Origin of the sequence: Arsukibacterium perlucidum DSM 18276, from assembly GCF_000382165.1 — a bacterium.
In the GTDB taxonomy this organism is placed as follows: domain Bacteria; phylum Pseudomonadota; class Gammaproteobacteria; order Enterobacterales; family Alteromonadaceae; genus Alishewanella; species Alishewanella perlucidum.
The window spans coordinates 53,798-79,230 of record NZ_KB907706.1; the positions used below are offsets into that span (position 1 = coordinate 53,798).

At 48.5% G+C, this 25,433-nt stretch carries 22 protein-coding genes; 9 read left to right on the forward strand and 13 right to left on the reverse strand.

The window, feature by feature from the left end; translation table 11 throughout:
* Window positions 1–26 precede the first annotated feature (26 nt).
* Window positions 27–422, reverse strand: coding sequence for a translation initiation factor (locus H141_RS0106235; protein ID WP_019675389.1), 396 nt, complete (start codon window positions 420–422; stop codon window positions 27–29).
* Window positions 423–613: 191 nt separating this feature from the next.
* Between H141_RS0106235 and H141_RS0106240 the strand changes: the two genes are divergently transcribed.
* Together H141_RS0106240 and H141_RS0106245 are read left to right on the forward strand one after the other, a co-directional pair.
* Window positions 614–1,309, forward strand: a complete 696-nt coding sequence (locus H141_RS0106240; protein ID WP_019675390.1) for a GAF domain-containing protein — start codon at window positions 614–616, stop codon at window positions 1,307–1,309.
* 75 nt (window positions 1,310–1,384) lie between these two features.
* The gene (locus H141_RS0106245; protein WP_019675391.1) at window positions 1,385–2,581 is read left to right on the forward strand and encodes an amino acid aminotransferase; all 1,197 of its coding nucleotides are present in this window, start codon (window positions 1,385–1,387) and stop codon (window positions 2,579–2,581) included.
* A 65-nt stretch (window positions 2,582–2,646) separates the two neighbouring features.
* On the opposite strand, the gene msrA is transcribed toward H141_RS0106245, so the two are convergent.
* A complete protein-coding gene (gene msrA / locus H141_RS0106250; protein ID WP_019675392.1) occupies window positions 2,647–3,180 on the reverse strand; it encodes a peptide-methionine (S)-S-oxide reductase MsrA in 534 nt (177 codons plus the stop codon).
* Window positions 3,181–3,337: 157 nt separating this feature from the next.
* Here msrA and H141_RS0106255 point away from each other — a divergent pair, with 157 nt between their 5' ends.
* Window positions 3,338–4,369, forward strand: a complete 1,032-nt coding sequence (locus H141_RS0106255; RefSeq protein ID WP_019675393.1) for an NAD(P)/FAD-dependent oxidoreductase — start codon at window positions 3,338–3,340, stop codon at window positions 4,367–4,369.
* On the forward strand, window positions 4,362–5,102 hold the full coding sequence (locus H141_RS0106260; protein ID WP_019675394.1) for an SDR family NAD(P)-dependent oxidoreductase: 741 nt from the start codon (window positions 4,362–4,364) through the stop codon (window positions 5,100–5,102). The genes H141_RS0106255 and H141_RS0106260 overlap by 8 nt, the downstream gene beginning before the upstream one ends.
* Window positions 5,103–5,130: 28 nt before the next feature.
* Here the strand turns inward: H141_RS0106260 and H141_RS0106265 are convergent, their stop codons facing one another.
* Window positions 5,131–8,256, reverse strand: coding sequence for an efflux RND transporter permease subunit (locus tag H141_RS0106265; RefSeq protein WP_019675395.1), 3,126 nt, complete (start codon window positions 8,254–8,256; stop codon window positions 5,131–5,133).
* The gene (locus tag H141_RS0106270) at window positions 8,256–9,311 is read right to left on the reverse strand and encodes an efflux RND transporter periplasmic adaptor subunit (protein WP_026349275.1); all 1,056 of its coding nucleotides are present in this window, start codon (window positions 9,309–9,311) and stop codon (window positions 8,256–8,258) included. Before H141_RS0106270 ends, H141_RS0106265 begins: the two co-directional genes overlap by 1 nt.
* Before the next feature lie 197 nt (window positions 9,312–9,508).
* Here H141_RS0106270 and H141_RS0106275 point away from each other — a divergent pair, with 197 nt between their 5' ends.
* The 4 genes from H141_RS0106275 (at window position 9,509) to H141_RS0106290 (ending at window position 13,195) form a co-directional block, all read left to right on the forward strand.
* Entirely contained in the window at window positions 9,509–10,174 is a 666-nt protein-coding gene (locus H141_RS0106275; RefSeq protein ID WP_019675397.1) for a DUF2982 domain-containing protein, read from the forward strand.
* A 58-nt stretch (window positions 10,175–10,232) separates the two neighbouring features.
* Window positions 10,233–10,568, forward strand: coding sequence for a hypothetical protein (locus tag H141_RS0106280; RefSeq protein ID WP_019675398.1), 336 nt, complete (start codon window positions 10,233–10,235; stop codon window positions 10,566–10,568).
* A gap of 107 nt (window positions 10,569–10,675) precedes the next feature.
* Window positions 10,676–12,334: a DUF342 domain-containing protein gene (locus tag H141_RS0106285; RefSeq protein ID WP_019675399.1), complete on the forward strand. Its 1,659-nt coding sequence runs from the start codon at window positions 10,676–10,678 to the stop codon at window positions 12,332–12,334.
* 102 nt (window positions 12,335–12,436) lie between these two features.
* Window positions 12,437–13,195 (forward strand): DUF2884 family protein, encoded by a 759-nt coding sequence (locus tag H141_RS0106290; RefSeq protein WP_019675400.1) that lies wholly within the window; start codon window positions 12,437–12,439, stop codon window positions 13,193–13,195.
* Between the two features lie 25 nt (window positions 13,196–13,220).
* Here the strand turns inward: H141_RS0106290 and H141_RS0106295 are convergent, their stop codons facing one another.
* The 5 genes from H141_RS0106295 to H141_RS0106320 all read right to left on the reverse strand — a co-directional run bounded on the left by H141_RS0106295 (window position 13,221) and on the right by H141_RS0106320 (window position 19,071).
* Window positions 13,221–14,270 carry a succinylglutamate desuccinylase/aspartoacylase family protein gene (locus H141_RS0106295; RefSeq protein ID WP_019675401.1) on the reverse strand — a complete coding sequence of 350 codons (1,050 nt, stop codon included), beginning with the start codon at window positions 14,268–14,270 and terminating at the stop codon, window positions 13,221–13,223.
* The gene (gene rimK, locus H141_RS0106300; protein WP_019675402.1) at window positions 14,270–15,187 is read right to left on the reverse strand and encodes a 30S ribosomal protein S6--L-glutamate ligase; all 918 of its coding nucleotides are present in this window, start codon (window positions 15,185–15,187) and stop codon (window positions 14,270–14,272) included. The genes H141_RS0106295 and rimK overlap by 1 nt, the downstream gene beginning before the upstream one ends.
* A 64-nt stretch (window positions 15,188–15,251) precedes the next feature.
* Entirely contained in the window at window positions 15,252–16,601 is a 1,350-nt protein-coding gene (gene mgtE / locus H141_RS0106305) for a magnesium transporter (protein WP_019675403.1), read from the reverse strand.
* A gap of 12 nt (window positions 16,602–16,613) precedes the next feature.
* Window positions 16,614–17,576 carry a magnesium transporter CorA family protein gene (locus tag H141_RS0106310; RefSeq protein WP_019675404.1) on the reverse strand — a complete coding sequence of 321 codons (963 nt, stop codon included), beginning with the start codon at window positions 17,574–17,576 and terminating at the stop codon, window positions 16,614–16,616.
* A gap of 217 nt (window positions 17,577–17,793) precedes the next feature.
* Complete coding sequence (locus H141_RS0106320) at window positions 17,794–19,071, reverse strand: GlyGly-CTERM sorting domain-containing protein (RefSeq protein WP_019675406.1); 1,278 nt, start codon at window positions 19,069–19,071, stop codon at window positions 17,794–17,796.
* Window positions 19,072–19,654: 583 nt separating this feature from the next.
* Here H141_RS0106320 and H141_RS0106325 point away from each other — a divergent pair.
* On the forward strand, window positions 19,655–21,205 hold the full coding sequence (locus H141_RS0106325) for an AbgT family transporter (RefSeq protein ID WP_019675407.1): 1,551 nt from the start codon (window positions 19,655–19,657) through the stop codon (window positions 21,203–21,205).
* Between the two features lie 77 nt (window positions 21,206–21,282).
* Here H141_RS0106325 and H141_RS0106330 read toward each other — a convergent pair whose 3' ends face one another.
* From H141_RS0106330 to H141_RS0106345, 4 genes are all read right to left on the reverse strand, one after another.
* A complete protein-coding gene (locus tag H141_RS0106330; RefSeq protein ID WP_019675408.1) occupies window positions 21,283–23,133 on the reverse strand; it encodes a DUF885 domain-containing protein in 1,851 nt (616 codons plus the stop codon).
* Between the two features lie 77 nt (window positions 23,134–23,210).
* Window positions 23,211–24,356 (reverse strand): radical SAM family heme chaperone HemW, encoded by a 1,146-nt coding sequence (hemW, locus tag H141_RS0106335; RefSeq protein WP_019675409.1) that lies wholly within the window; start codon window positions 24,354–24,356, stop codon window positions 23,211–23,213.
* A complete protein-coding gene (gene rdgB, locus H141_RS0106340) occupies window positions 24,357–24,959 on the reverse strand; it encodes an RdgB/HAM1 family non-canonical purine NTP pyrophosphatase (RefSeq protein WP_019675410.1) in 603 nt (200 codons plus the stop codon). It lies immediately after the preceding gene.
* A 31-nt stretch (window positions 24,960–24,990) separates the two neighbouring features.
* Entirely contained in the window at window positions 24,991–25,425 is a 435-nt protein-coding gene (locus H141_RS0106345) for a DUF4426 domain-containing protein (protein WP_019675411.1), read from the reverse strand.
* Window positions 25,426–25,433: the final 8 nt, after the last annotated feature.

Sequence of the window (25,433 nt, forward strand, 5' to 3'; positions counted from 1 at the left end):
TTTTGCTGACTACAGCACTCGCTGACTTAACCGCCAGCCCATTTTACGTTATAGCCTAACTGGTTTAGATGTTGTTCGATTAATTGCCGTTTGTCGGCCTGGATCTCAATCACACCATCCTTAACCGCGCCACCACAGGCGCATTTTTTCTTTAACACAGCGCACAATTCGGTAAGTTCGGTTGCGGGTTTTGCAATACCAGTGATGGTAAGCACTGTTTTGCCACCACGGCCTTTTTTTTCACGGCGCAGCCGCACCGCACCATCAGGATAAGCTGTACCGCCAGTTTCAGCGGGTTTGGCTTTTGCTACTTTACCTTGCTCCGTGCTGTAAACCAGGTTGTCCTGGCTATCATTTCCCGGGCTGTTATCACTGCGTCCAAGCTGTTGTTGCCAGTCGGTGAGGGAGATTTTCTGTGCCATAATTCTTACCATTACTGTTGGGAAAATCAACAATCTATCCAAAAAGAGCGGGTGGTTAGCTGGATGTTAGCGCCAGCTTACCGAGCGAAACGAATGCCAGCAAGTTTTTCTCTACCCGGCTTGGCTTTTTAAACGCTTCTGCTAAAATGGCGCGTATTTTTAGAAATCTGGATGGCTAAATTCGGGGTGTTATGCAAGCATTTGATTATTTACAACGCAGTGGCTTACTCGACCAGTATGGTGATGTCAGTATTGATATAGAACGTCACAGGCTGGCCCTGAACGATTATCTGCAAACAGCAACGTGCAAGGTGCAGTGGCAATTCCCGGTGCCAGAGCTTGGCGAGGGCGGAACCTGTAGTTTGTTTGGTCAGCTTGCCGCGGAGCCCTATTCATTATTACCGATTTTAGGTGGCCAGACCCCGGCCAACCAGCTTGCCCTGAGCAAGCTCAGTGCTATTGCCAGCTATTACCAACAACACAGTGGTCAGGACTGGTTTGGCATTTATCAGGCACGAAGCAACCCTGATGGTGAGCCGGTACTGGTAAAGCTGGCTTATTACGGCGCAGCGTCGCGGGCTGAGTTTCCACTTAACAGCGAGTTTGCCAAAATCAGCAATAACAGTACTGTCGGTTTGTCCGGCAAGGCCAGAGTGATCAACAGTGTGGCCGATTATCTGGCGGCGGGCGGTGAGTATTACACCTGTGATCCCAAAGTTCAGGCCGAAGCCTGTTTGCCTCTGTTTGAGCAATCAGGCAAAATAGCCGGTATTGTCGATGCCGAGCATTTTCAGCAAGCCATTTTTACTCCTGCGGCCATGGCGTTACTGGTAGCGGTATGTTTGGCAGTGCCGGACTATTTACCACAAGTAAGTTACCATAAGTAAGTTACCATAATAAGTTACCCTAGCAAGTAAGCGAATTGCTTACTTTTATTGAACATTTTAACCAGGTAGAACCTTATGTTTTCTCAGTTAAAGACGGTTGCCACTGATCCTATTCTGGGCCTGATGGCCGAATACAAAGCAGATCCTAACCCGAACAAGGTTGATTTAGGGGTAGGAGTGTATAAAGACGAGCAGGGCCATACCGCGGTACTTAAATGTGTAAAAGAAGCCGAAGCACTGCGTTTAAAACAGGAAGACAGTAAAACTTATATCGGTATGGCTGGCGATCTGACATTTAACAGCCATATTGAAAAGCTGGCATTTGGCCCGGCGCATCAGGTATTGCTGGCAAACCGGGTTACTACGGCCCACACCCCTGGTGGCACTGGCGCCCTGCGGGTTGCGGCTGAATTTATTAAAAGAGCTAACCCTGACGCCACCATTTGGGTTACCACTCCTACCTGGGCCAATCATATTTCATTGTTTCAGGCAGCAGGTTTAAAGGTTAAAGAGTACGCCTATTACGACTACAGCACTAAAGGCCTGCAAACCGAGCAGATGTTTGCTGATCTGAATAAGATCCCCGCTGGTGATGTAGTGCTGGTGCATGCTTGCTGCCATAACCCCAGCGGGATGGATTTAAATTTTGAGCAATGGCAACGCTTTACCGCCATTGCTAAAGAGCGTGGCTTTACACCATTGGTTGATATGGCCTATCAGGGTTTCGGTAGCGGTTTGGATGAAGATGCGGCCGGCCTGCGTTATCTGGCTGATAACGTACCAGAGCTGCTGTTGTGCAGCTCCTGCTCCAAGAACTTTGGTTTGTATCGTGAGCGGATTGGCGCGGTCAGTATAGTGGCAGAAGACAGCAAAGTTGCTGATATTGCCCGGGTTAATCTGTTAAGTGTGGTGCGGAGTATTTATTCAATGCCTCCGGCGCACGGCGCTATAATTGTCAGCCATATTCTGGATAGTCAGGAGCTGACTGCATTATGGCATCAGGAACTGGCCGAGATGCGTAACCGGATTAACGATTACCGCCAGTTAATCATTGATAAACTGGCTGCTGAAGGTGTCACAGATGACTTCAGCTTTATCACCCGTCAACATGGTATGTTCAGCTTCCTGGGTATTACTAAAGCACAAATCGACCGCTTAAAAGCCGAATTCAGTATTTATATGGTCGGTTCCAGCCGGGTGAGTATTGCCGGCTTAAACCACAGCAATATTGACTACTTTGCCAAGTCAGTTGCCACCGTATTGAAAGGCTGATTATACTTTCTAATTAAAAACCTGAATAAAATCGCCAGCTTTAAGCCGCAAGCTGGCGGTTTTTTTTATTTCATCAGGCTGCTAAAAAGTTGCCGGAACTTAGCCATCTTCGGCGCGATAATAAACTGGCAGTAACCCTGCTGTGGATTTTGCAAAAAGTAGCCCTGATGATAGTCCTCTGCCTGATAAAAGGTTGTCACTGGGCTAAGTTCTGTCACAATCGGCTGGTCAAACAGTTGCTCTGTGGTTAGCTGTTTGATGATGTCACGGGCAGTTGCTGCCTGTTGTTCACTATGGAAAAACAACACAGAGCGATACTGAGTACCAACATCGTTACCCTGGCGGTTAAGCTGGGTAGGGTCGTGCAGGGCAAAAAACACCTGGCACAGCTGCTCAAAACTAATTTGATCAGGATTGAAATGCACCTGAACTACTTCGGCATGGCCAGTGGTGCCGGTGCAGATACTGCGGTAATCGGGATTGTCAGTATGCCCGCCCATATAGCCGCTTACTGCCCGTTCCACACCTTGAAGCTGGTTCAGCGCCGATTCCAGACACCAGAAGCATCCTGCGCCAAAAGTGGCAATTTCGCTGCTCATTTTTACTCCGCTATTGTTTTGTAAAGAGTTTTGTAAAGAGTTTGATAACGATTTATATAAAGAGCCTGATAGCAATTTTGATGGTCAATTTACAGATCGGTAACTTATAGCATAACGTATCAAATGCCAACGAGGTTTACTAATCAAGGAAGTATTTATGACAGTGGCAGTAATCGGTGCCGGCATGGCAGGTGCTGCAGCGGCTAATACCCTCAGCAAGGCCGGTTTACAAGTGGAAGTGTTTGATAAAGGCCGGGCTGCGGGCGGCAGAATGAGCTCTAAGCGCATTGCCGACGGCTATCTTGATTTGGGTGCCCAATACTTTACGGCACGCAATGAGTCTTTTAGCCAGCAGGTAAGTCAATGGCTGGAGTCGGGCGCTGTCTGCTACTGGCCGGCAGTCTGTTATCGCTTTGAACATGGACAAATGACCGCGTCGGTTGATAAAACCGCCCGCTTTATCGGTGCTCCATCCATGCAAACGCCGGTAAAGGCATTGCTGGCAACGCTGACAAATCACTTTGATTGCCGGGTTAGCCGCTTACGCTTTGTTACAAACAGTAGCAACGGCCAGAAAAATGGCTGGTACCTGTTCGACCAGCACAACAACCGCTTTGGCCCCTATCAGGCACTGATATTAGCGATGCCGCCAGTCCAGTTACAAACCTTGCTGGTAACTGCCTGTCAGCCTGATGAGCCCGGATATAGCGAACTGCAACAATTATCAGCACAAATACAACCGCAGGCCTTGTTGCCATGCTGGGCGGTAAGTTTAGAGTTGGCAAAGCCGCTGCAGACAGCAGCCGATGCAGTTTTCGTAAAGGAGGGGAATGTTAGCTGGCTGGCCCGGCAGAACAGCAAGCCGGGCAGAGGAAATACTGTTGACAACTGGTTGGTGCATTTTAGTCCGCAGTGTTCCGCCTTGCATCTTCAGGCAGAGCCTGCACAATTAATTGCGTTGGCAAAAGCGGAACTGGAACTGATTTTCGGGCAGGGGATTGATGTGACTGATGCCCTGACCCATCGCTGGTTATATGCCCAGATTAATCCCGCTGCAGAGCAGGTTCTCGTTGAGTACAGTGCCGGCTTAAAACTGGCTATTGCTGGCGACTGGCTATTAGGTGGCAGGGTAGAGAACGCCTGGTTAAGTGGGGTTGCGGCGGCAAAAGGAGTGCTAGCTGATGTCTGAGCAAATTCTGATTATTGGTGCTGGTAGCGGTATTGGTTATGGCCTGGTGCAGCATTATCTGCAACAGGGTAAAGCAGTGCAGGCTATTAGCCGCAATGCATGCCCGGCCGCATTGTTACAGACCAAAGTAAACTGGCTGCAGCTTGACGTTGCTGCAGCTGACGCTGCGGAGGATGCCGCAGAAGCTGCGATTAATAAAATTGTGGCACAGGCCGTTACCGCAAAGCCCACTACCATTTTCATTTGTCACGGTTGGCTGCATGATAATCAGCATGGCCCTGAGAAAACCCTGCGTCAGCTAACTGCCGCTCAAATGCACAAAAGCTTTGCTGTCAATGTATTGCAGCCAGCAATGTACTTAAAAGCATTGTTTGGCTATTTGACTAAGCAGCCACAGGTTAAAGTGCTGGTGCTAAGTGCCAAAGTAGGCAGTATCAGCGACAATCAGTTGGGTGGCTGGTACAGTTACCGCTTAAGTAAAGCGGCAGTGAATATGCTGGTCAAGACCAGCAGTATAGAGCTTGGCAGGTATAATAAAACAGCAGCGCTGGTAAGCCTGCACCCCGGCACTACAGATACAGCACTCTCTGCGCCTTTTCAGACAAATCTTCCTTCCGGTCAACTACAAACTGCCACTGCTACCGCTGAACGGCTGGCAGCAGTGGCGTCGGGGTTAAATCCCGAGCTCAGCGGCAAGCTACTGAACTGGGATGGCACCGTGTTACCCTTTTAGGGTTAACGATCTTATTTGAACTGGCTAGCTACTTAGGTATTACTTCATCAGCAGCATGCTCGTCCGGGGCTTGCTGCTCCAGGCGTTCCAGCTCCCGGCTGAGTGCTCTGGGTGAGCCTGTATTTCTTGCTATTGCAATATACGTTACCGGCACGACATACAGAGTCAATAAGGTTGCCAAGGCTACCCCGCAGAAGATGACCATACCTATTACCATCCGGCTTTCAGAGCCAGGACCGGAAGCCATGATCAGCGGCAAGCTGCTCATAATGGTGGTAAAACACGTCATAGTAATGGGGCGTAGCCGTTGGATGGCAGCGCGGCGCACTGAGTCTTCAAACGCCACGCCGGCATCACGCAACTGGTTGGCGAACTCGACTATCAGAATACCGTTCTTCGCGACCAGCCCTATCAGCATTACCAACCCAATCTGGCTGTAGATATTTAACGACATATCAAAAAAGTACAGACCAGAGAGCGCGCCCACCAGCCCCAGCGGCACGGTGATCATAATCACCAATGGGTGAATAAAACTTTCAAACTGGGCTGCTAATACCAGATAGGTAATAACCAGCGCCAGTAAAAAGACCAATAAGGTTGACTCGCCACTTTCCTGAAACAGTTGCGACTCGCCTTTGTAATCTATGCCCACAGTGTCCTGAATTTCAGTTTGTACTATCGTTTCCAGATACTCCAGGGCCTCGCCCAGGCTGTAGCCCGGTGCCAGGCTGGCTGAAATAGTAATAGATCGCATCCGGTTATAGCGGTTCAGTGCGGCAGAGGTGGCCTCTTCCCGCAGCGTAACCAGGTTATCCAATGGAATTAACTGGCCGGTACTGTCGGAGCGGATAAACACATCTTTTATCGATCCTGGTGCCTGGAAATCGTCGTCCCAGCCTTCCAGAATGACGTCATATTCACGGCCGCGGTCTAAGAAAGTGGTTACCCGGCGACCACCCAGCATGGCTTCCAGTGCCCGGCCAATTGCGCCAACTGAAATCCCCAGATCACCGGCGCGCTCGGTGTTAATTTCCACCAGTACCTGCGGTACCGTCTCCTTGTAGTCGTGGTCCAGCATCAGCAGATTACGGTTTTCACTGGCTTTGCTAATTACGGTATCGCGCCAACGGGCCAGCTCTTCATAAGTGTTGCCCTGTAATACAAACTGTACCGGCCGGCTGCTACCGCCGCCACCGCCCAGACCACTGCGCATAAAGGTAAATGCCCGCACATCAGGCAGGGCGTTAATCTTAGCGGCAACCTCTGGCATCAGTTCGGCGGTGCGTCTTTTACCATTATTCCAGTTTTCAGCGCCTACAATGGCAATACCGCCACTGCCGCCCCAGCCGGGAACCCGCAGCAGTAGCCGGTTAAATTCGCCGTTTTCGTAGTAGGGCATCAGGATATCTTCAATCAACCGCATATTACGGCTGTTACTCTGATAACTTGCGCCTTCAGCAGGCGACATTGAAATAAAGAAGGTGCCGCGGTCTTCCGTTGGCGCCAGTTCAGAGGGCAGCATTTTCACCAGCTGATAGCTGGCTGCAAAACATAACACTACTACCACTAATACCGGCCAGCGGGTTTGGGTAACCACATCCAGTTGCTTGCGATAACCATTTTCCAGTTTGGCAAAACCACGATGCAGAGCCTGACCCATTTTGGATTCACGTTTGCGATGCTGTAGCAACTTACTGCAAAGCATCGGTGACAGGGTAAGAGCGGTGACGCTGGAGAAGGCCACGGCTGCGGCGATAGCCAGCGCAAATTCAGTAAACAGTTTTCCCAGCTGGCCCTGCATAAACACCAGTGGTACAAACACTGAAATCAGTACTAGTGTTGTGGCAATAACGGCAAAACCTACTTCGCGGGCACCACGGTAAGCGGCCAATAGTGGCGCTTCACCGGTCTCAATCCGCCGGTAAATATTTTCAAGCACCACGATAGAATCATCAACCACCAGACCAATCGCCAGTACCATCGCCAGCAGAGTCAATAAGTTGATGGAGAAATCCAGAGCGAACAGCACCGTAACCGCCGCAACCAGAGCAACAGGGACAGTAATTGCCGGGATAAAGGTCGCTCTGATATTGCCAAGAAACAAAAAGATAACCAACACCACCATGCCCATGGCAATGCCAAGCGTGTTGTAGACCTCTCTAATAGATTCAGCGATAAATAACGATGAGTCGTAGCCGGGCTCAATGGTGGTTCCCTGCGGCAACTGCGCTTTGATCCGCTCCATTTCAACCCTGGCGCTTTTAACTACTTCCAGGGTATTAGCCTTCGACTGCTTAATGATCCCTATCCCCAGCAGGTTTTTGCCATCGCCACGAAACTCACTTTCCTCATTTTCTGAGGTCAGCATGACGTCAGCAATTTCACCAAGCCGCACCAGATAGTTGTTGTCACCGCGCTTGATCACCAGGCGCCGGAAATCCTGTTCAGTTTTATATGTCCGGATAACCCGCACGGTAAAATCACGGTCGAAAGATTTGATATTACCGGCTGGCAGCTCAACGTTTTCGCTGCGCAAGACACTTTCTATGTCCTGCACAGTGACACCGCGGGCCGCCATGGCATCGCGGTCCAGCCAGACCCGCATGGCATAATCCCGCGAGCCACCCAACTGGATCCGGGCGACACCATCAACTACTGAAAAGCGTTCGACAATATAGCGGTTGGCATAGTCTGTCAGCTCCAGGGAGGTCATGTTTTCACTGTTCAGCACAAACCAGGCAATGGTGTCTTCATCAGCGTTTGCTTTAGACACTTCTGGTGGGTCGGCCTGATCCGGCAGATTATTTAACGCCCGTGAAACCCGGTCCCGCACATCGTTGGCTGCTGAATCGATATCGCGCTCAACATTAAACTCAATGGTAATACTGGAACGGCCGTTACGGCTGTTAGAGTTAATGCTTTTAATGCCTTCAACCCCACTGATCCTGTCTTCCAGCAGTTGGGTTATTTTAGTTTCTACAATTTCCGCAGAAGCGCCGGGGTAATTGGTGTCAATGCTGACAATTGGCGAGTCAATGTCTGGAAATTCACGAAGTGGCAGCATGGTAAAACAAACGATACCGAACACAACCAGCAGTAAATTAACGACCGTTGCAAATACCGGCCGTTTAACCGATAAATCTGATAACAGCATTATCGCGCTCCGACTTTATTAATTACTGCACCTGGCCGGATTTTCTGAATACCTTCGACCACAATTTCTTCGCCTTCTTCCAGTCCCGAGACAACCTCTACCCAGCCCGGAATACGCTGGCCAACTTCTATCTCGCGCTGGCTGACGGTATTGTCGCTGTTAACCACGAACACAAATTGTTTATTTTGTTGCGGGATCAAGGCCCGCTCTGAAATCTGTAATGCCGACACGTTGGCTAACTCAACTTTCACGTTTAGTAACATGCCTGGCCGCAAGCGTAAATCGCTATTGTCCAGCGTGGCATGAACCCTGACTGAGCGGGTTACCGGATCCAGCCGGGTATCGATTGCACTCACTTCGCCTGTAAAATCAATATTGCCATACGCCACGTTAGTGACATTAACCGGCATACCCCGTTTAATTTCAGCCAGATAATGCTCAGCGACGCTAAACTCTACTTTCAGCGTATTTAAATCGTCCAGGGTGGTAAGCACTGTCCCCGCGTTAACATAGGCACCCTGGCTTACCCGGCGCAAGCCAAGGTAGCCATCGAAAGGGGCGCGAATGGTCAGCTCATTTAATTGGGCTTTGGCAATGTCCAGTTGTGCCAGGGTGGTATTTACCCGGGTTTGCTGCTCGTCCAGCAATGATTGCGCTGTAGCCTGGGTGGTCGCCAGGTTTTGCAAGCGGTCAAGCTGGCGGCGTTGATCGGTCAGTACTGCTGATAACTCAGCGACTCTGGCAAGCTGCTGCACGTTATTAAGCCGGGCGATAACATCACCGGCAGTTACCTGCTTACCTTCCTGAATATTCAGCTCAATTAAGAAATCGCTGGCAGGCGTGACAATTTGCACCGAGTTATTGGCAATGCCATTGCCCAGTGAGGTAATTTGCCGGATCATTGGTTTAACGGATACCATGGCAGTACTAACTGCGACTGGTGCACCGGCGCCTCTGCCTGATGTTGGCTGTTGTTGTTGCCAATACAGATAGCCCAGAAACACAGCTAACGCTGTTAAGATTACCCAGATAAGGCGAGAATGAGTGTTTGTCACAATGACTCCGTTTACCGCATGAAAATACTTTGAGTGTATTGTATGTTTTAAATGGTGAAACAGATTATCCGTTATCGCAATCACGGCGGCGTTGGTCGTATTCCGGCGTAATTTAGCATGATCCAGCATAACAGTAGCTGCTGTAATGATAATCTGTTTGTGGGAAAACAAGTATCAGAGAAGCCAAAGGGGAGCACATGGAACCGATTTTAGTTAGTCAGACCAGCCATCAGGGCGGTGCCAGATTACTGCTTTGTGGCCTGGGAGCGTTGCTGAGCTTGTTCGTTTTTACCGCGCTGTTTGCCAGTCAGTTTAATTTGTTGCTGGCACTTGCCTACATTGCGGCAACAATGGCGGTGTTTCTGGGAATTGCCAAGCTGGCTGAGCCAAGACATTTTCTGAAATGCGATGAGCAGGGCGTGCATTACTATCATCGCTATGGTAGCTGGTTATTACCCTGGAACAGCTTTATATATTGCGCTGTGCCGCAGCTGGAACAGCAGGACTTGTCGTTTATTGGTTTTAAAGTGACAGATTATGACGCTGTATTGCAACCGCTGCGGCTGCGCCTTGCCGTGAGGCTGATGACCGAGCAGCGACCATTGTTTATCTCAGCTGTGAAGCAGGGGTGTGCGACGGGGCAATGTGCCAGCGAATTACTTGCTGAAAAAGACAAGTTTGCTACTGCAAAGCATAATTACACTGGCATTAAGGCCGTGTTCGGGCAGAGAATGCAGCGGTTGGCAGTAGCCAGTGACTTTGATTTATTTGTGCCAAGCTCGCTTACCGCTGACCAGACAACGGCGCTTTGCCAGGAAATCAACAGGGCCCGCTTACAAATAATACAAAATACAGCTACCTAGACACACAGCTGACTGTGTATCATAATAAGTAAAACCTTTTTTTCTGGTAGGATGGTGCATGAACAGCTACGATAAAGCATTTCTGGTTAGCGGGCGTAATACCCTGATCCATAAAAATAAAAAACTTGATTTGATATTGATTAATGATGACAGCGATCCACCATTAGTTGTAACCCGTCATGGCGTGAAAATGTTTGGGGAGGCAGTGCCAACTAATAAAGTAGAGGCAAAGGAACGCTATATGGAAATTGTCGACATTTCCAGTACCGATGTGTTTGGTGAAACCAAAACCTTGCTATTTGTGCAGGCACTGAACAACAAAGAGTATAAAGTTGATTACAGTAAGAAAGGTACAGATTTGTTTATTAAGATCCACCAGGATAATTATATTTAGTTTTTTAAGCTTCTAAGGCCCTGAAATGCAGTAAGGGCTTGCCTTTCTGGCTGATATTTGTTTCATTAAGCATAATACTTTTGTCGTAGTTTAAGCAGACAACTTACATGCAATTTTCTGAGCACAATAATACTATAAAAATAACGGTGCCGGTCTCGTTAAATGCCATCAGTGCAGCCGAAATTCAGCAGCAACTAAATAATAACGGTTTCGAGCGCTGCCTGGTTTTGCAGGACCAGCTGACTAATCTGCTGGTTGAGTATCAGCAAATCCAACAAAAAATTAAAGATAACCTGCTGGCTGAAAACAGTAAGGAATTGAGTTATCGGATTGCTGAAAAACGTGACGCTGAACTGACCTTTGACATCAGTGAAGATAAAATGACAGCAACTGCTATTATCACTGCTGCTTGGGGCGGGGAACCTGTTTCAGCCAATGCGCTGGTGAAGAGTGCACAGGCCAATGGTGTTGTATTTGGTTTTAGCAAAGAGCAAATAATTAAATTGGTTTCTTATGCCGCTAAAGCAGAGCCTGGCAGTAAAGTAAAGTTGATGATTGCCCGTGGCCGTGTTATGGCGTCTGGTGTTAATTCCCGCTTTGAACCACTATTGGCGGAGATGGAAAGTCGCAGAAATCGCCCTATAGTTAAAGCAGATGAAAAAGCTGACCTTCGTGATTTTGGGGTGATTCCCTCTATTAAAATCGGAGAGGCTATTATGCGGCGCCATCCACCTACTTCTGGCGTGCCGGGCATGCTGGTTAATGGCGAAATGGTCCCGGCAACACCTGGTTTGCATATAGAGTGGCAATTGGGTGAAGGTGTTGAGTTAGCGCCGGCAGACGGCGATTTGCTATTAGCTGCAAGGGATGGTTTACCACGTGTTATTGAATCAGGCGCGACTGTAGATGAAGTCTTTACAGTAAAAAACGTTGATTTGGCAACTGGTCATATTGTGTTTCACGGTTCAGTAGTGGTGACTGGAAGTGTCTCTGAAGGGATGAAAGTTGTCGCGGGTGGCAATGTCTTTGTTAAAGGCATGGTTGAGGGGACGTTAATTGAAGCGGGCGGTGATATCACCATTAATGGCTCGGTTATCGGCCACCAACTTGCTCAGGTCGATCAACAAAGCGAATATAGTACTGAACTGAAGGCCGCAGGTGATATTCAGTGTAATCTGGCGCAATACAGCAGGATCATTTGTGGCGGTAATCTCTATGTCAGCAAGCAACTTATGCATTGTGCAGTGGAAGCAGCAATTGTGTATGCCGGGCCGGAGGATAACCCAAATGGTAAGTTAGTTGGCGGTTACTTTTATCTGGATCAGGGCCTGTTCTGCGGTAATCTGGGGGCGCCTTCCAGCAGTGCAGTGTTAGTTAAGTTGAACCGACAGCTGGATCCCATTGTTGAAAAGCAAGAGGTCTTGCGCTCAAGTGTTGCTGCCGAACGAACCGAAATGGAAGAGATAAGACAGCAATTGGAAAAACTGAAGAAAATAGAAGGTAATGCTCAGATTGAAATGCGTCGCCATGAATTGGTGGCAAAATTTGAAGAGCATAAAGAGCTGGCGGTATCACTGATTAGTGATATCAAAATTCTTGAGACTCAGCGTCAGGAAAAACTGGCAGAGCTGCTAATAGTCGTGCGTCAGCAACTGTTTTCGGCGGTTGAAATTCATTTTGGTAAAGAACAGGTTAAGAGCCGGCGCGAATATGGTCCCTCCAAGGTGGTATTGGTTGATGGCAGTCCCTCTATTGAGCCGCTGTAAATAGTAATACGCGACAAGCTGTATCAGCTATGCGGCATAAGGTAGTGCCATTGTTGCGCGGATCTATTAGGCTTAAATAGTGTTTTTAAAGAGACTGTTGTTGTGAAAGCTTGGCTGCTTGTTTTGTTACTGTGCTTACCTTCGATTGCGCTGGCTGATTGCAACATGGCGTTTCGCTATGGCTTGCTAATTGCGCCGGATCATATCCGTTTTATGCAAAATACCCGTACCTATGTCCAGATCAATAATGATCGCCAGCTGTTTGTAGTCGGACAGTGGGTACAGCTAAATGATGCTGATACCGAGTTACTGCAGCAGTATAGCCAGGGGCTGCGCAAGTTTGTGCCGGAAATTGTCAGTCTGGCAGTGGATGGGGTTGAAGTGGGGCTGTCAAGTATTGAATCGATGCTTTCCGGTCTGGGCAGTAAATCACAGCAGGCTGAGTGGCAGGCGTTAATCAGGGAAACCACATTTCAGTTTATGTCACGGTTTGTCCGTACCGGTGAATACTTTTATCTGGCGCCGCAAAGCTTAAACGAGCTTGATCACTTTTTAAACCGGGAACTAAAACCTCAGTTAAGTAACCTGGCCCGCCATACGGTAGGTGCTGTGTGGGGAGCGCTGCGTGACGCTTTGCGCCAGTCTGACAGCAATTTTGAGCGCACTGATAACCAGGGCCTGAAGTCTGTTGAGCAACTGGTCGACAATATCAGCTTTGGCCTTGATGAGAAAGTAATTGAACTTGAGGCCAAATCTGCGCTGTTTTGTCAGCGTATGCGCGAACTGGACGAAATAGAAACCAGCCTGCAACAGCGGATCCCGTTGCTAAGCCAGTATGATGTGGTTACTGAGAAAAAATAGTAACACGCTATAAATACACGCTTAACTAAACTACGCCATATTCGTCCCGCAGTGCTGCCGGCATGGCGTTGTCTACCTCGTCACTTATAGCATCAAGGGTTTTCTCTGCTTCGTCCAGTGAGCTGACTTCAGCGACATGAAACAATGCTTCACCCTCGTTCACCAGCGGCAGGTTATTCCTGCCGATTACCACGCCATCAAAGGTTGCCGGAATGGCGACTTCAAAATCGGAGTAGGGTGAATAAATATGGGCCATGATATCGCCGGTTTTTACCGTTTGACCCAGCGTGACGTAATAGCGGGCAATACCATCATGTTCAGCCCGCACCCAGCTGCTTTTCTTCGAGAACACTGAACGGTTTATCGGAGCTTTAGTTCTGCCACTTAACATACCTAAATCCTGCATCACGTTAACAATGCCGCGCACCCCGATCTTTATTGACTGCTCGTCGAAGCGGAGCGCTTCTCCTGCTTCATACAATAACAATGGAATACCCAGGTTGTTGGCAGTACCGCGCATGGTGCCGTCACGACTGGCGGCTTTAATAATAACCGGGGCGTTAAATACCTCTGCCATCCTTAATGCTATTTTATCTTTGGCGCTGGCCCGCACTTGTGGCAGGTTAGCCCGGTGAATGGCACCGGTATGCAGGTCGATAGCATGGGTACAGCATTTAAGAATTTTATCGGTAAATTGATAAGCCATCCGGCTGCCAAGTGAGCCTTTCTCACTGCCGGGGAAGCTGCGGTTTAAATCGCGCCGGTCAGGCAGGTAGCGTGATTGCTGGACAAAGCCATAGGTATTAACGATAGGCACTACTATTAAGGTGCCCTTGATCCGGTTTAAGCGTGGCAGCTTTAGCAAGCGTCGGCAAATTTCAACGCCGTTAATTTCGTCACCATGTAATGCTGCGGTAATCAGCAGTACCGGCCCGTCCTGGCGGCCATGAATAACATGGGCGCCAATATTAAGTTCAGTGTGGGTGTATAGCTTACCAAACGGAATATCGACCACGGCCCGGCTACCCGCAGCAATTTTATCAGGCCCGAGGGTAAAAGCAGCGCGGCTGTTCATTAGCCTGTTCCTTTGGTTTTGGCTTTACGCCGGGTTTTATGCGTCGCGACTTTTTTCTCTAAAAAGCTGATAATAAGGCCTGCGACATCTTTGCTGGTGGCACTCTCAATGCCTTCCAGCCCGGGCGAGCTATTCACTTCCATGACCACCGGACCATGGTTTGAACGAAGTAAATCCACCCCAGCCACATTTAAGCCCATGGTTTTGGCGGCATGTACTGCCGTGCTGCGCTCTTCCGGGGTTAACCTTACTACGGTGGCAGAGCCACCGCGGTGCAGGTTAGAGCGAAACTCACCGTCTTTAGCCTGGCGTTTCATTGCCGCGACAATTTTATCACCAACCACAAAACAGCGGATATCTGCACCCTTAGCTTCTTTGATATACTCCTGCACCAGAATGTTGGCATTCAGGCCCATAAAAGCTTCAATTACGCTCTCGGCCGCGGTGCGTGTTTCGGCCAGTACTACACCAATTCCCTGGGTGCCTTCCAGCAGTTTAATCACTAGCGGTGCACCACCTACCATATTAATAAGATCGGGAATATCGCCCGGTTTATCAGCAAAACCGGTAATCGGCAAACCAATGCCCTGGCGGGCTAACAACTGCATTGATCGCAGCTTGTCGCGGGCCCGGCCAATCGCGACTGATTCATTCAGTGAGTAAACGCCCATCATTTCAAACTGGCGCAGCACAGCAGTACCGTAAAAAGTAATAGAGGCGCCAATCCTTGGGATCACTGCATCAAAGCCATCCAGCACTTCCCCTTTATAATGAATAGAAGAATTGGTGCGGTTAATATTCATATAGCAGCTTAATGGATCTATCACCTGCACCTGATGACCGGCAGCTTCGGCCGCCGCAACCAGCCGCTTGGTCGAATATAGTTCAGCATTTCGCGACAATATCGCAATTTTCATTCATTCTCCGTTAAACTTAAATTTGGGCTGCTGCTTAAGCTATTAAATACGAAACCAGTAAAAACTAAGCTAATAAAAACAATGAACCCAGACCTAAAAAAGCAAAAAAACCAATAACATCGGTAACTGTAGTCAAAATAACAGAACCAGACAGCGCCGGGTCGATATCCAGCTTTTCCAGCCAGATAGGAATAAATACCCCGGATATTGCTGCCACTATAATGTTAATAACAATCGCCAGGCCAATTACCCCGCCAATAATCCAGTCCCCAAACCAAAAATATGTGATAACCGCAATAACCAGTGCCCAGAGCACCCCGTTAATTGCCCCGACCCCAAGCTCTTTACGAAATAGCATCATATAGGTTTGCGGAGTAATTTGTTCCAGCGCCAGGCCTCGGATCATTAACGTTAAGGTCTGGCTACCGGCTATGCCTCCCATACTGGCCACAATAGGCATTAACACGGCCAGCGCTACCACCTGCTGCAAGGTTGCTTCAAACAGGCCAATGGTCCAGGCCGCCAGAAAGGCGGTTAACAGGTTAATCCCCAGCCATAAAGCGCGACGTTTTGCGCTGTCGAAAACCGGCGCAAATAAATCTTCTTCTTCGTCCAGACCGGCAGTATGCATAAACTGGCTTTCCAGCGCCCGGCGCACGTTCTCCAGCGCTTCACCAATCGACAAACGGCCCAATAGCTTATCGTCAGCATCCACTACTGCCAGCGCAGTGTAACCAGAGCGCGATACGAGATCTGAGCCTTGTTCGAGTTCCATCTCACCGCTAACCACCGGGGCTTCTTTATCAAGAAAGTTTTCCACCGGTAAATGGCTTGGTTGGCCCAGCAGGGCAGTAGCATGCACCAGACCGGCGTAACGGCCGGTGCGGTCTATCACAAACAGTGCATCCTGATATTCGGCATCGTCAGCCAGCTTACGAAACATTCTGATGCCATCGCGCACCTTGGCATTTTTATTGATGATCAGTAAATCATGGTCGGCGTAACGGCCACACTGGTCATCATTATAGGTTAGTGCTGTTTCTAACCAGCTACGCTGACTGGCATCCAGCCTTGAGCAGGCATAGGCATAGATCCGCTGCGGTAGCTCGTCCAGCAACTCGATTAAATCATCAACTTCCATACCCTCAACCAGAGTACGCAATTGTTGTTCATCAAGTTGCTTAAAAATGTTTTCCCGGGCATCTACCCGCATGTAGGTCAGGGCAGCGACCTGATCGTCGGGGTGTAAGTCGAGCCAGGTGCTGACCCGTTGCTCAACCGGCATTGCCTCAAGTACCAGGGCAATTTCTTCCGGCTCCAGCTGGCTGATTTTTTCGATCAGCGAGCTGCTGTCCTCATCAGTTAAGCTGCCGCGGACAATATCCTCAATATCCAGTAGCGGGTTTTCTGCCATTACAAATCCTTATTACCACCAGTTTTTAAACTTAAACCAGAACAAGCCGCCCACCCCCAGCACGGCCATGGCTAACAGTGCATAATAGTAACCATTGGGGTTGGCCAATTCAGGTATATTAACAAAGTTCATTCCGTACAAACCGGCAATAAAGGTCAGTGGAATAAATATTGTGCTAACCATCGTCAGCACTTTCATTCTTTCGTTAATCTGGTGCGAGGTGGTAGACATATAACCTTCTACCAAATCGCTAAGCTGATCGTAGTACAAATCGGTCATACTATGCAGCCGTTCAAACTTTTCATAAAAATCGCGCACATCCGGCCCACTGAAATGGTTAAGCAGAGGGCTTTTTTCTTCATACAGGGCATCGGCAAATATATCTTTCTGGTATGCCAGGTTGCGGTTTATTTTCCGCAGCACCGAACGATAACGCATCATCAGTGCCATTTGCTCATCATTGCCCCGTTGCAGCTTATTGTCTTCAAGTTCGCTTAATACGTCTTCAAAGGCGATCAGCTTGTCCAGATAGCTACCTGACACCGATAAAATAAGTTGTTTTACCCAATCGGTAACAACCAGGCTTTGGCCTACAGCAATTTTAGGGGTAAGTTGCTCGAGCAGTGGCGCACTATGACAACGCATCAGGCTAATCAAAACTTGCTTAGAGTATAACAAGTTAACCTGGGCACTGCTGGTGTATTCGCTGAAATCAGGGTCGGCATAACCGCGCAAAATCAGCAGACTGAAATCGGGTTGGGTTTCCAGTTTAGGCGGGTGACGCTTACGACTGAAATCCTCAGCAAGGGTAGGGGCAATGGCAAAACGGTGCAGTACCTGCTGTATTTCCTCTGCGCTGGCATCATTCAGGTTAAGCCACACTCTGGCATCAGCGCTAAGTTGGCTTGGTAGTCTGGCGAAACTGATTTGCTGCCAGCTATTGGTTTCCGGTTCAAAATAATTGAGTAAAATCATAACGCTGTTCCAGGCCGGGCATAATGATTACAGCATACCCAGCTTGGCGCGGTTTTGCGAAAATTTTATGGCAGATAGCGTGGTCATCGATGAGTGCCATCGTATTCATCCTGCACCAATACTGCAGGGCTCGCTGACAATAAAGCTGATGTTGTAAGACAAAAACAACAATTACCAGGTAATGCCACCCTCAGTTGAGGGTGGCTGGGGAAGAGGTTTACATTTTTTGCTGCCGACGTATTGCCAGAATAGCCAGTAACAACAGGGCAGAGTAAGGCATGGTGCCGCCTGACGAAGCTTGCGGTGCAGGTTCGGCAGTGGTTTTATTGCTTACATTTGGATTAGTACCATTTTGGTACTCTTGCAAAGCGGTAAAGCCATCATTGTCTTTGTCAGAACTGGCGTCGCTGGCATCCAGTGGGTTCAGGCTGAATTGTACTTCCCAATCATCAGGCATGCCGTCCTGGTCACTGTCGACAGTTGCACTTAGCCGATAACTAACTTGCTCGCCGGCGGCAGTGATATTGTCTATCCGGATACAGTAGCTATTGGCGAAGCATTGATAAAACGTATCGCCTTGCTGCCAGGCAGCTGTAGCTTGTTCAGGAAATTGGCTTGCTTTGCTAAAACGCTTTATTTGAGGCTCATCACTAAAGGTAGAATTAGCTAAATTCACTTCAACAATCTGTAAGCCGCTTTGCAATATACTGTATTCTGATTGTGATGTGGTTGCCCAGACAGAGTGGGTATTGCCCGCATTATCAAACCAGCGGTTTTCAATCAGCAGAAAATGTCCTTCAGCGCCGTTGATTAAATGTTTATGCAGGTACGCAGTGTCTGCCTGATAATCGGCACCATCAGCAATATCATGGCTTGTCAGGGTGTAGGTATTATTTTGCTGTGCTTCTTTTGGCGAAAACCATTTAGCGAATAGCCATTTTTCAAATGCTGCGGGGTGCGTCGCTAAATGTGTCTCTGCGGGTTGGGCTGATAACGCGAAATAGCCCATATTACACTTTTCATAGTAGTAATCCGGGAAACCCAACAGCAAATGTCCCAACTCATGGGTCCAGCTATACAGGACATCTGGTGAAACATCGGTTTCCGGCATATTATTGTACACCCGAAGATTGGCGTTAATACTTGCTAATATTGCTGTGTGTGGTTCATCGTCTCGCGCCAGGCTTTCAAGTGCGAACGGTTGCAGCATAGCTTGTTCGGCAATCACCCCGGGTGGAAAATAACTTATCCCGTCCACTGAACTCAGGTTGGTACCTGAGCACAAACCCGGTCCACCCTCATACAGCAGTACCGCACCATTGAGTAACAGCTCATTGTGGTCACGGTTATTAGCATTAATATCAAAATCTTGTGGTAAAAAACCGTGTTTCAGATAAGCGTCTGTCAGCGCATCTTTAAAAACCTGGCCGCGGTTACAATAGTAGCGGTCATCGTAGTCATTCAGGCTAATATATTGTTCGCGACTTTTTAGCACCGCATAATGTATTTTTATATTGCCATCATGTAACTGAAAAAGGATAAATTTAATGAAAATACATTATTTTCTAATATCCAGCCTTCTCTTGATCGGTTGTTGTTTTACCAATGTGCAAGCTGCCGAGTCGTCAACAAAATGTCCTGGCGGACCTGCTTTAGCAGATGCGGCGCCAACGGGCTGGGGCGATAGCGTCCCGCACTTAAAGCATTGCAAACGGATTAGGAGCGAGTTGTTTTCATAGATCTATTCATTCAACGCGTTAGCGGAGTAGCTTGGTTTACAGTTATGCCTCAGCAAGTTGGAAAAAAGGGGGCGGAGCCAGGAAAAAGGGGCGCGGATATAATAACTGTCATTCCTTTACAAGGTATTGAAGTACATAGATTTAACCTGGCTCGCCTTTAATTATCTCGGCCCCCTTTTTCCTTGCTGAATATTACTTATGTTTTCGTTTTAAAGTGCCTATTACTGACTATCAGAAACCTTGTTTCAGGCGCCTTTTTCTTTTAGGCTGCAGGCAAGTGTAAATATTGTTTAAACATAGCAAGTCAGAGTAACTTGTTTGGATTAAAAAGAGGTAAAGATGACAACTCCGGTCACTGAGCAAGCCACAGGCTTTATTGCATTTGTAGAGCGCATGGGGAAGCATATTCCTGATCCCGTGATCATATTTATTTATTTTCTGGTTGGCTCGCTCGTTCTGACCGCGTTAATTGGTGGCTTACAGTTTGAAACTCATGGCGCTGCGGGTGTGCCCGTGGTGCATGAGATTAAAAATATGCTGGCGCGGGAAAACGTGGTCTGGCTTTTTGATAATGCGCTGCTGGCTAATTGGCTGGGTTTTGGTGGAGGCGTACTGGGGGTTATCCTGATTGTGATGCTAGGAGTGGGTATTGCCGAGCATTCAGGGTTATTTAATGCCATCTTAAAAAAGGTAAGCCGAGGCTTGCCGGTTAATTGGTTGCCATTATTTTTGGTATTTATTGGCATTATGAGTTCGATCGCTACTGATGCCGGGTATTTAATTTTGATCCCGTTAGCGGGGCTGTTGTACGCAGGATTGGGCAAAAACCCACTTATCGGTATGGCTGCTGCCTTTGCCGGTGTTTCGGCCGGCTTCAGTGCCAATTTGATTCCGGCCACGCCTATCGATGTAATTATTGGGATGAATGCCAAGGTTTTTGCCGAAGCGCAGGGCGTACCTTTTGTTAATGCAGCGGGAGAAGCACTTACCCCAGCCACCATGCATTACTATTTTATTTTCATTTCTACTTTTGTGTTGGCTGCCGTTGGTGCCTGGGTGACCTTAAAATTTGTGGCTCCCAGATTGGAGCAAAAACCTTATACGGTGCCAACTGATTTACAGCTATCTGACTTTGATGTGACACCAGCAGAAAAGCGGGGCCTCAGAGCTTCTGGTGTTGCGTTAGTCTTAGTATTGGCAGCCATTACCGGCTTGGCACTAGGCCCTTTAGCAAGCTTTACCAATGCTGCAGGGCAACAAGTGACGCCCTTTTTAAATAATATTATCTTAGTCATCACCTTTGTTTTTGCCGCGGTGGGTATCGCCTTTGGCGTAGCCAGTGGCAAATTTAACAGTATGCTCGATGTAGTCAAAGCCATGGTAAAACAAATGGATACCATGGGCTATATCCTGGTGCTCACCTTCTTTTGTTATAACTTTTTAGGGGTGCTTAGTTATAGTGGGCTGGGGGCTTATATTACCTATCTTGGTGCCAATGCCTTGATCTTATTAGGTTTACAGCAGTATCCAGTCTTACTGCTTATCGGCTTTGTGCTGGTCACCGCCATCATTAACCTTTTTGTTGGTGGTCTCACCTCGAAGTGGATGTTACTGGGACCCATCTTTATCCCAATGCTGTACATTGTTAACCCTGCCATGACCCCTGATTTAGTGTCCGCTGCCTTTCGGGTAGCCGATTCGGCAACCAATATTATTACGCCTATGATGAGTTATGCCGGCATTATCCTGGCCTTTATGCGCAAATATAATCCGGAGCTGGGTTTTGGTGAAATGATTGCCATGATGTTGCCATATTCCCTGGCCTTTTTGGGTGTTTGGCTATTATTGCTGGTGGGTTTCTTTAGTTTTGGTATTCCACTGGGCTTTTAATCTCGAAAGCGCGAAAGCGGTCAAAATAAAAAGCCGGTCAGTAACCCTGATCGGCTTTTTACTTGTTCGTTGGTTAATTACTCAGGCTTAGCAGCAGCGATATATTCGTCTACCAGTTGCTCCAGTACATCCAATGGCACGGCGCCATTGCGCAGCACTACGTCGTGGAAATCGCGGATATCAAAGTGTTCGCCCAAAGCCGTTTTGGCTTTTTCGCGCAGCTCCAGAATTTTAATCATGCCGATTTTGTAGGCAGTCGCCTGGCCTGGCATCACGATATAGCGTTCGATAGCTTTGCTGGCATCGGTGGCAGAATTCGGGGTGTTGTCTATCAGATACTGAATAGCTTGCTCGCGGGTCCATTTTTTAGCGTGAATCCCGGTATCTACCACTAAACGACACGCGCGCCACAGCTCCATCGCCAGCCGGCCAAAGTCAGAGTAGGGGTCCTGGTATAAGCCTATTTCTTTTGGCAATACTTCACTATACAAGCCCCAACCCTCAATGTAAGCAGTGTAACCACCAAAGCGGCGGAATTTGGGCATGTCTTCCAGCTCCTGGGCAATAGCCAGTTGCATATGATGGCCCGGAATTCCTTCATGATATGCCAGTGCTTCTAACTGATAGGTCGGCATGTCCTGCATCTGATACAGGTTGGCATAATAAACACCAGGGCGGCTGCCATCCATTGATGGCCGTTGATAAAAGGCTTTGCCGGCGCTCTTTTCGCGAAACGGTTCCACCGCTTTGACAATCATATCAGCGTTCGGTTTTACCCGGAATAAACCATCCAGCCGGCCTTTCATATCATCGATAACCCGGGTTGCTTCTGTCAGATAGGCGGCGCGGCCTTCATCAGTATCAGGATAGTAAAACTGTGAGTCTTCGCGCATAAACACGAAGAACTCAGCTAAGCTGCCATCAAACTCAACCTGCTGCATAATGTCACGCATTTCCGTATGAATACGGGCCACTTCATCCAGGCCCAGCTGATGAATTTGCTCTGCAGTTAAGTCGGTGGTGGTAATCCGCTGCAGCCGGTGCTGATAAAAGGCAGCACCGTCTTCCAAACGCCATACACCATCGTCAGTGGTAGCTTGCTGCTGCAAATTCTGTAAGTAGCTAATCAGGCTTTGGTAAGCCGGGCCGACACTGGTTAGTAGCGCAACGCTGGCTTCATCTACCAGTAATTTCTGGTCAACTTCATCCAGCTCTAATGCCTGTACTTTCTTTTTAAAGTCGGCCAGCAGAGTGCTGTCATCACCTGGGTTAAAAGGTGCACCGCTAACCACATTCTGGCTGGAGCTGATCACGTGTTCAAATACAAACTCCGGAATGATAATGTTTTTCTCAGCGCGCTTAGTGAGTTGCTGTTGCAGCTGGCTGAATAGCTGCGGCACATTATTCAGGCGGGCAATGTAAGCTTTGGCATCACTGACATCATCAATTTTATGCTGGTTAATTAATAGCGATGGTACCATCGAATGAATACCAAACATCTGATTTACCGGATAGCTGTATAAGCGCCATTTACGGTCTTCCAGGCTGTTTTGCAAATCCTGCCGCATTAACTGATAACTAAGAGCTGTGTTAGGGTCCAGTTGGTTTTGGTCGATAGCGTTTAGCATATCAAGGTGATTACGGGTCATGGTCAGTTCTGCGTCATAGGCTGCATCACTCAAGTCCTGCCATTTATCATAATCATCTTTGATGCCAAGCCGGGTTTGCAGCACCGGGTCACGACGAACCTGCTCCATGAAAATTTGCTCAAACAGCTGGTTCGCTTGCTCGTTAACGTCAAGCTGAACTGCCGCAGTTTGCTCACCAGTCAGCCCCGGCTGAGAGGTTTTAGGACCGCAGCCACCTGCTAATGCCAGGCTGACGGCCAGTGGGATTAAAGCGAGAGTGCGAAAAGTTGTCTTTTTCATAGTTGGTCCTCTGTTGTCGTTATTATTTGCTGTCACCTGTCACTGATTTATACCAATACTGAATCAATAAACCTCAGTTAATCAATAAAAAGGGTCAGCAAATCATTCAGATAACGGGCGCCTTTGTCAGTAATTTGCCAGTGCTGCCCCGAATCCAGCAGCAGTTGCTGGGCTACTGCAGCGTTAATTGCCGGTGCTATGCCACTTACCGGCAAACCGGTATAGGCGCTGAACTCGCTGTGTGGACAAGGCTCCAGCAAGCGAAACCGGTTCATAAAAAATTCAAACGGCCGATCTTCTGCCGGCACTTGCTCCTTGCTGTCCAGATAACCGCGGCTGATATCCATGTAGCCTTTCGGGTGTTTAATTTTAACTGTGCGTAAAATGGCATTGCGGGTTGCTAAGGTTATCTTGCCATGGGCACCGCAGCCAATACCCAGATAATCGCCGTAACGCCAGTAATTAAGGTTATGCCGGCACTGATGGCCCGGCTTGGCGTAAGCAGAAATCTCATATTGCTGATAGCCGTGTTGTTGCAACAATGCCAGGCCCTGCTGCTGAATGTCCCACAAGGTATCATCAGCGGGTAATACCGGCGGTCGCGAAGCAAAAGCCGTGTTGGGCTCTATTGTTAACTGATACCAGGATAAGTGTGGTGGCGAGAGCGCAATAGCCTGATGCAAATCGGCCAGCGCGCCGCTGATATCCTGCCCGGGCAAGCCGTGCATTAAATCAAGATTAAAGCTGGCAAGGGGCAGGCTGCTGGCCAGTTTCGCGGCCCGGATAGCTTCGTCACAATCGTGAATACGGCCCAGGGCTTTTAACTGCGCAGTCTGGAAGCTTTGCACGCCAATTGAAAAACGAGTTACCCCGGCGCTGACATAACCGGCAAAACGCTCTGCCTCAACCGTACCCGGGTTGGCTTCCATCGTTACTTCCATGTCCTCGGTGCAGTTTAAGCGTTGCTTAACCCCCTCGAGGATCCGGCAGATACCGGCTGCTGAAAACACGCTGGGCGTGCCGCCACCAATAAAGATGCTAGTTACCGGGCGCTGGCCTACCAGCTGCAAATCCTGGTCTAAATCGGCCAGCAAATGGGCGATATATTCCTGCTCTGGTATGCCTTGTTTCACCGCGTGCGAATTAAAATCACAATACGGACATTTTTGAATACACCAGGGAATATGAATATACAGCGAGAGCGGTGGTAATTGCAGGCTCACTTAACCTGCCTGCTGTGATTGTAAAAGTGTTACCAGCTGGCGCAATGCCTGGCCCCTGTGGCTGAGTGCCGCTTTTTGCTCTTTACTCAGCTCGGCGGCACTGACAGTATGGCCTGAGGGAATAAATACCGGGTCGTAACCAAAGCCACCGTCGCCTTTTATCGTCTCACTGATCCTGCCTGGCCAGATACCGTGACAGACTATTGGCGTAGGGTCGCTGGCATGGCGCAGGTATACCAGTACACAATGAAACCGGGCACTGCGATCTGCTGTAGGTACGTTGTGCATGGCCTGTAATAATTTACTGATATTATCGCTGTCGGTTGCTGCTTCACCGCTGTAACGCGCCGAATAAATGCCCGGCTCACCGTTGAGGGCATCTACTGCCAGACCTGAATCATCGGCAATCGCCGGTAAGCCCGTAGCTAACGAAGCATGGCGGGCTTTTAAAATCGCATTTTCGATAAATGTCAGGCCGGTTTCATCGGCATCTGCTACGCCCAGCGCCTGCTGCGATATTATTTGTAGCTGATAAGGCGCCAGCAGGGCACTAAGCTCGCTGATTTTACCTTTGTTTGAACTGGCAAGAACAAGTTTTTCCATATATTCCGGGCTTGGTTAGTGATTTAAACGATTAATCGACATAAAAGGTATGGCTGAAGGTCAGTTGTTGTTGCTGATTACCCTGGCTGATATCGATAATAAAATTATACAGCTGCTCATTTTGATAAGGCACTGTTGCCAGGTAATAAACCGCATCGCCTTCCACCACCTGGTTGAATTCCAGCTTACGCTGGCGGCCAACCAGATCTTTAGCGGTACCGCGGATAGTAACTTGCTGTGCTTGCTGACTGGTGCTGTCCAATACCGAAATATTAATTACGCCATTAAATTTACTACGCTGAATGTCATTTTCAACTGCTATTTCCGGCGTTAAAAAAGTGGCCGGAAAAGCGATATAATGCACATCCCAGTCACCAAGCTTTTTCTTTTGTTCAGCCTTAAGCCCCATACTTACTAACACCATGAGGATAGCAAAGACCGACGCTAAAAAACCTGAGTATTTCATAAGGTGGC

Bases quoted from the DNA above. Each gene is read 5' to 3' on its own strand.
- rdgB (WP_019675410.1), bottom strand. From the start codon at position 24,959: ATGGAAAAACTTGTTCTTGCCAGTTCAAACAAAGGTAAAATCAGCGAG.
- H141_RS0106240 (WP_019675390.1), top strand. From the start codon at position 614: ATGCAAGCATTTGATTATTTACAACGCAGTGGCTTACTCGACCAGTAT.
- rimK (WP_019675402.1), bottom strand. From the start codon at position 15,187: ATGAAAATTGCGATATTGTCGCGAAATGCTGAACTATATTCGACCAAG.
- H141_RS0106245 (WP_019675391.1), top strand. From the start codon at position 1,385: ATGTTTTCTCAGTTAAAGACGGTTGCCACTGATCCTATTCTGGGCCTG.
- H141_RS0106255 (WP_019675393.1), top strand. From the start codon at position 3,338: ATGACAGTGGCAGTAATCGGTGCCGGCATGGCAGGTGCTGCAGCGGCT.
- H141_RS0106265 (WP_019675395.1), bottom strand. From the start codon at position 8,256: ATGCTGTTATCAGATTTATCGGTTAAACGGCCGGTATTTGCAACGGTC.
- H141_RS0106295 (WP_019675401.1), bottom strand. From the start codon at position 14,270: ATGAACAGCCGCGCTGCTTTTACCCTCGGGCCTGATAAAATTGCTGCG.
- H141_RS0106280 (WP_019675398.1), top strand. From the start codon at position 10,233: ATGAACAGCTACGATAAAGCATTTCTGGTTAGCGGGCGTAATACCCTG.
- H141_RS0106310 (WP_019675404.1), bottom strand. From the start codon at position 17,576: ATGATTTTACTCAATTATTTTGAACCGGAAACCAATAGCTGGCAGCAA.
- mgtE (WP_019675403.1), bottom strand. From the start codon at position 16,601: ATGGCAGAAAACCCGCTACTGGATATTGAGGATATTGTCCGCGGCAGC.
- H141_RS0106260 (WP_019675394.1), top strand. From the start codon at position 4,362: ATGTCTGAGCAAATTCTGATTATTGGTGCTGGTAGCGGTATTGGTTAT.
- msrA (WP_019675392.1), bottom strand. From the start codon at position 3,180: ATGAGCAGCGAAATTGCCACTTTTGGCGCAGGATGCTTCTGGTGTCTG.
- H141_RS0106285 (WP_019675399.1), top strand. From the start codon at position 10,676: ATGCAATTTTCTGAGCACAATAATACTATAAAAATAACGGTGCCGGTC.
- H141_RS0106275 (WP_019675397.1), top strand. From the start codon at position 9,509: ATGGAACCGATTTTAGTTAGTCAGACCAGCCATCAGGGCGGTGCCAGA.
- H141_RS0106345 (WP_019675411.1), bottom strand. From the start codon at position 25,425: ATGAAATACTCAGGTTTTTTAGCGTCGGTCTTTGCTATCCTCATGGTG.
- H141_RS0106325 (WP_019675407.1), top strand. From the start codon at position 19,655: ATGACAACTCCGGTCACTGAGCAAGCCACAGGCTTTATTGCATTTGTA.
- H141_RS0106330 (WP_019675408.1), bottom strand. From the start codon at position 23,133: ATGAAAAAGACAACTTTTCGCACTCTCGCTTTAATCCCACTGGCCGTC.
- H141_RS0106235 (WP_019675389.1), bottom strand. From the start codon at position 422: ATGGCACAGAAAATCTCCCTCACCGACTGGCAACAACAGCTTGGACGC.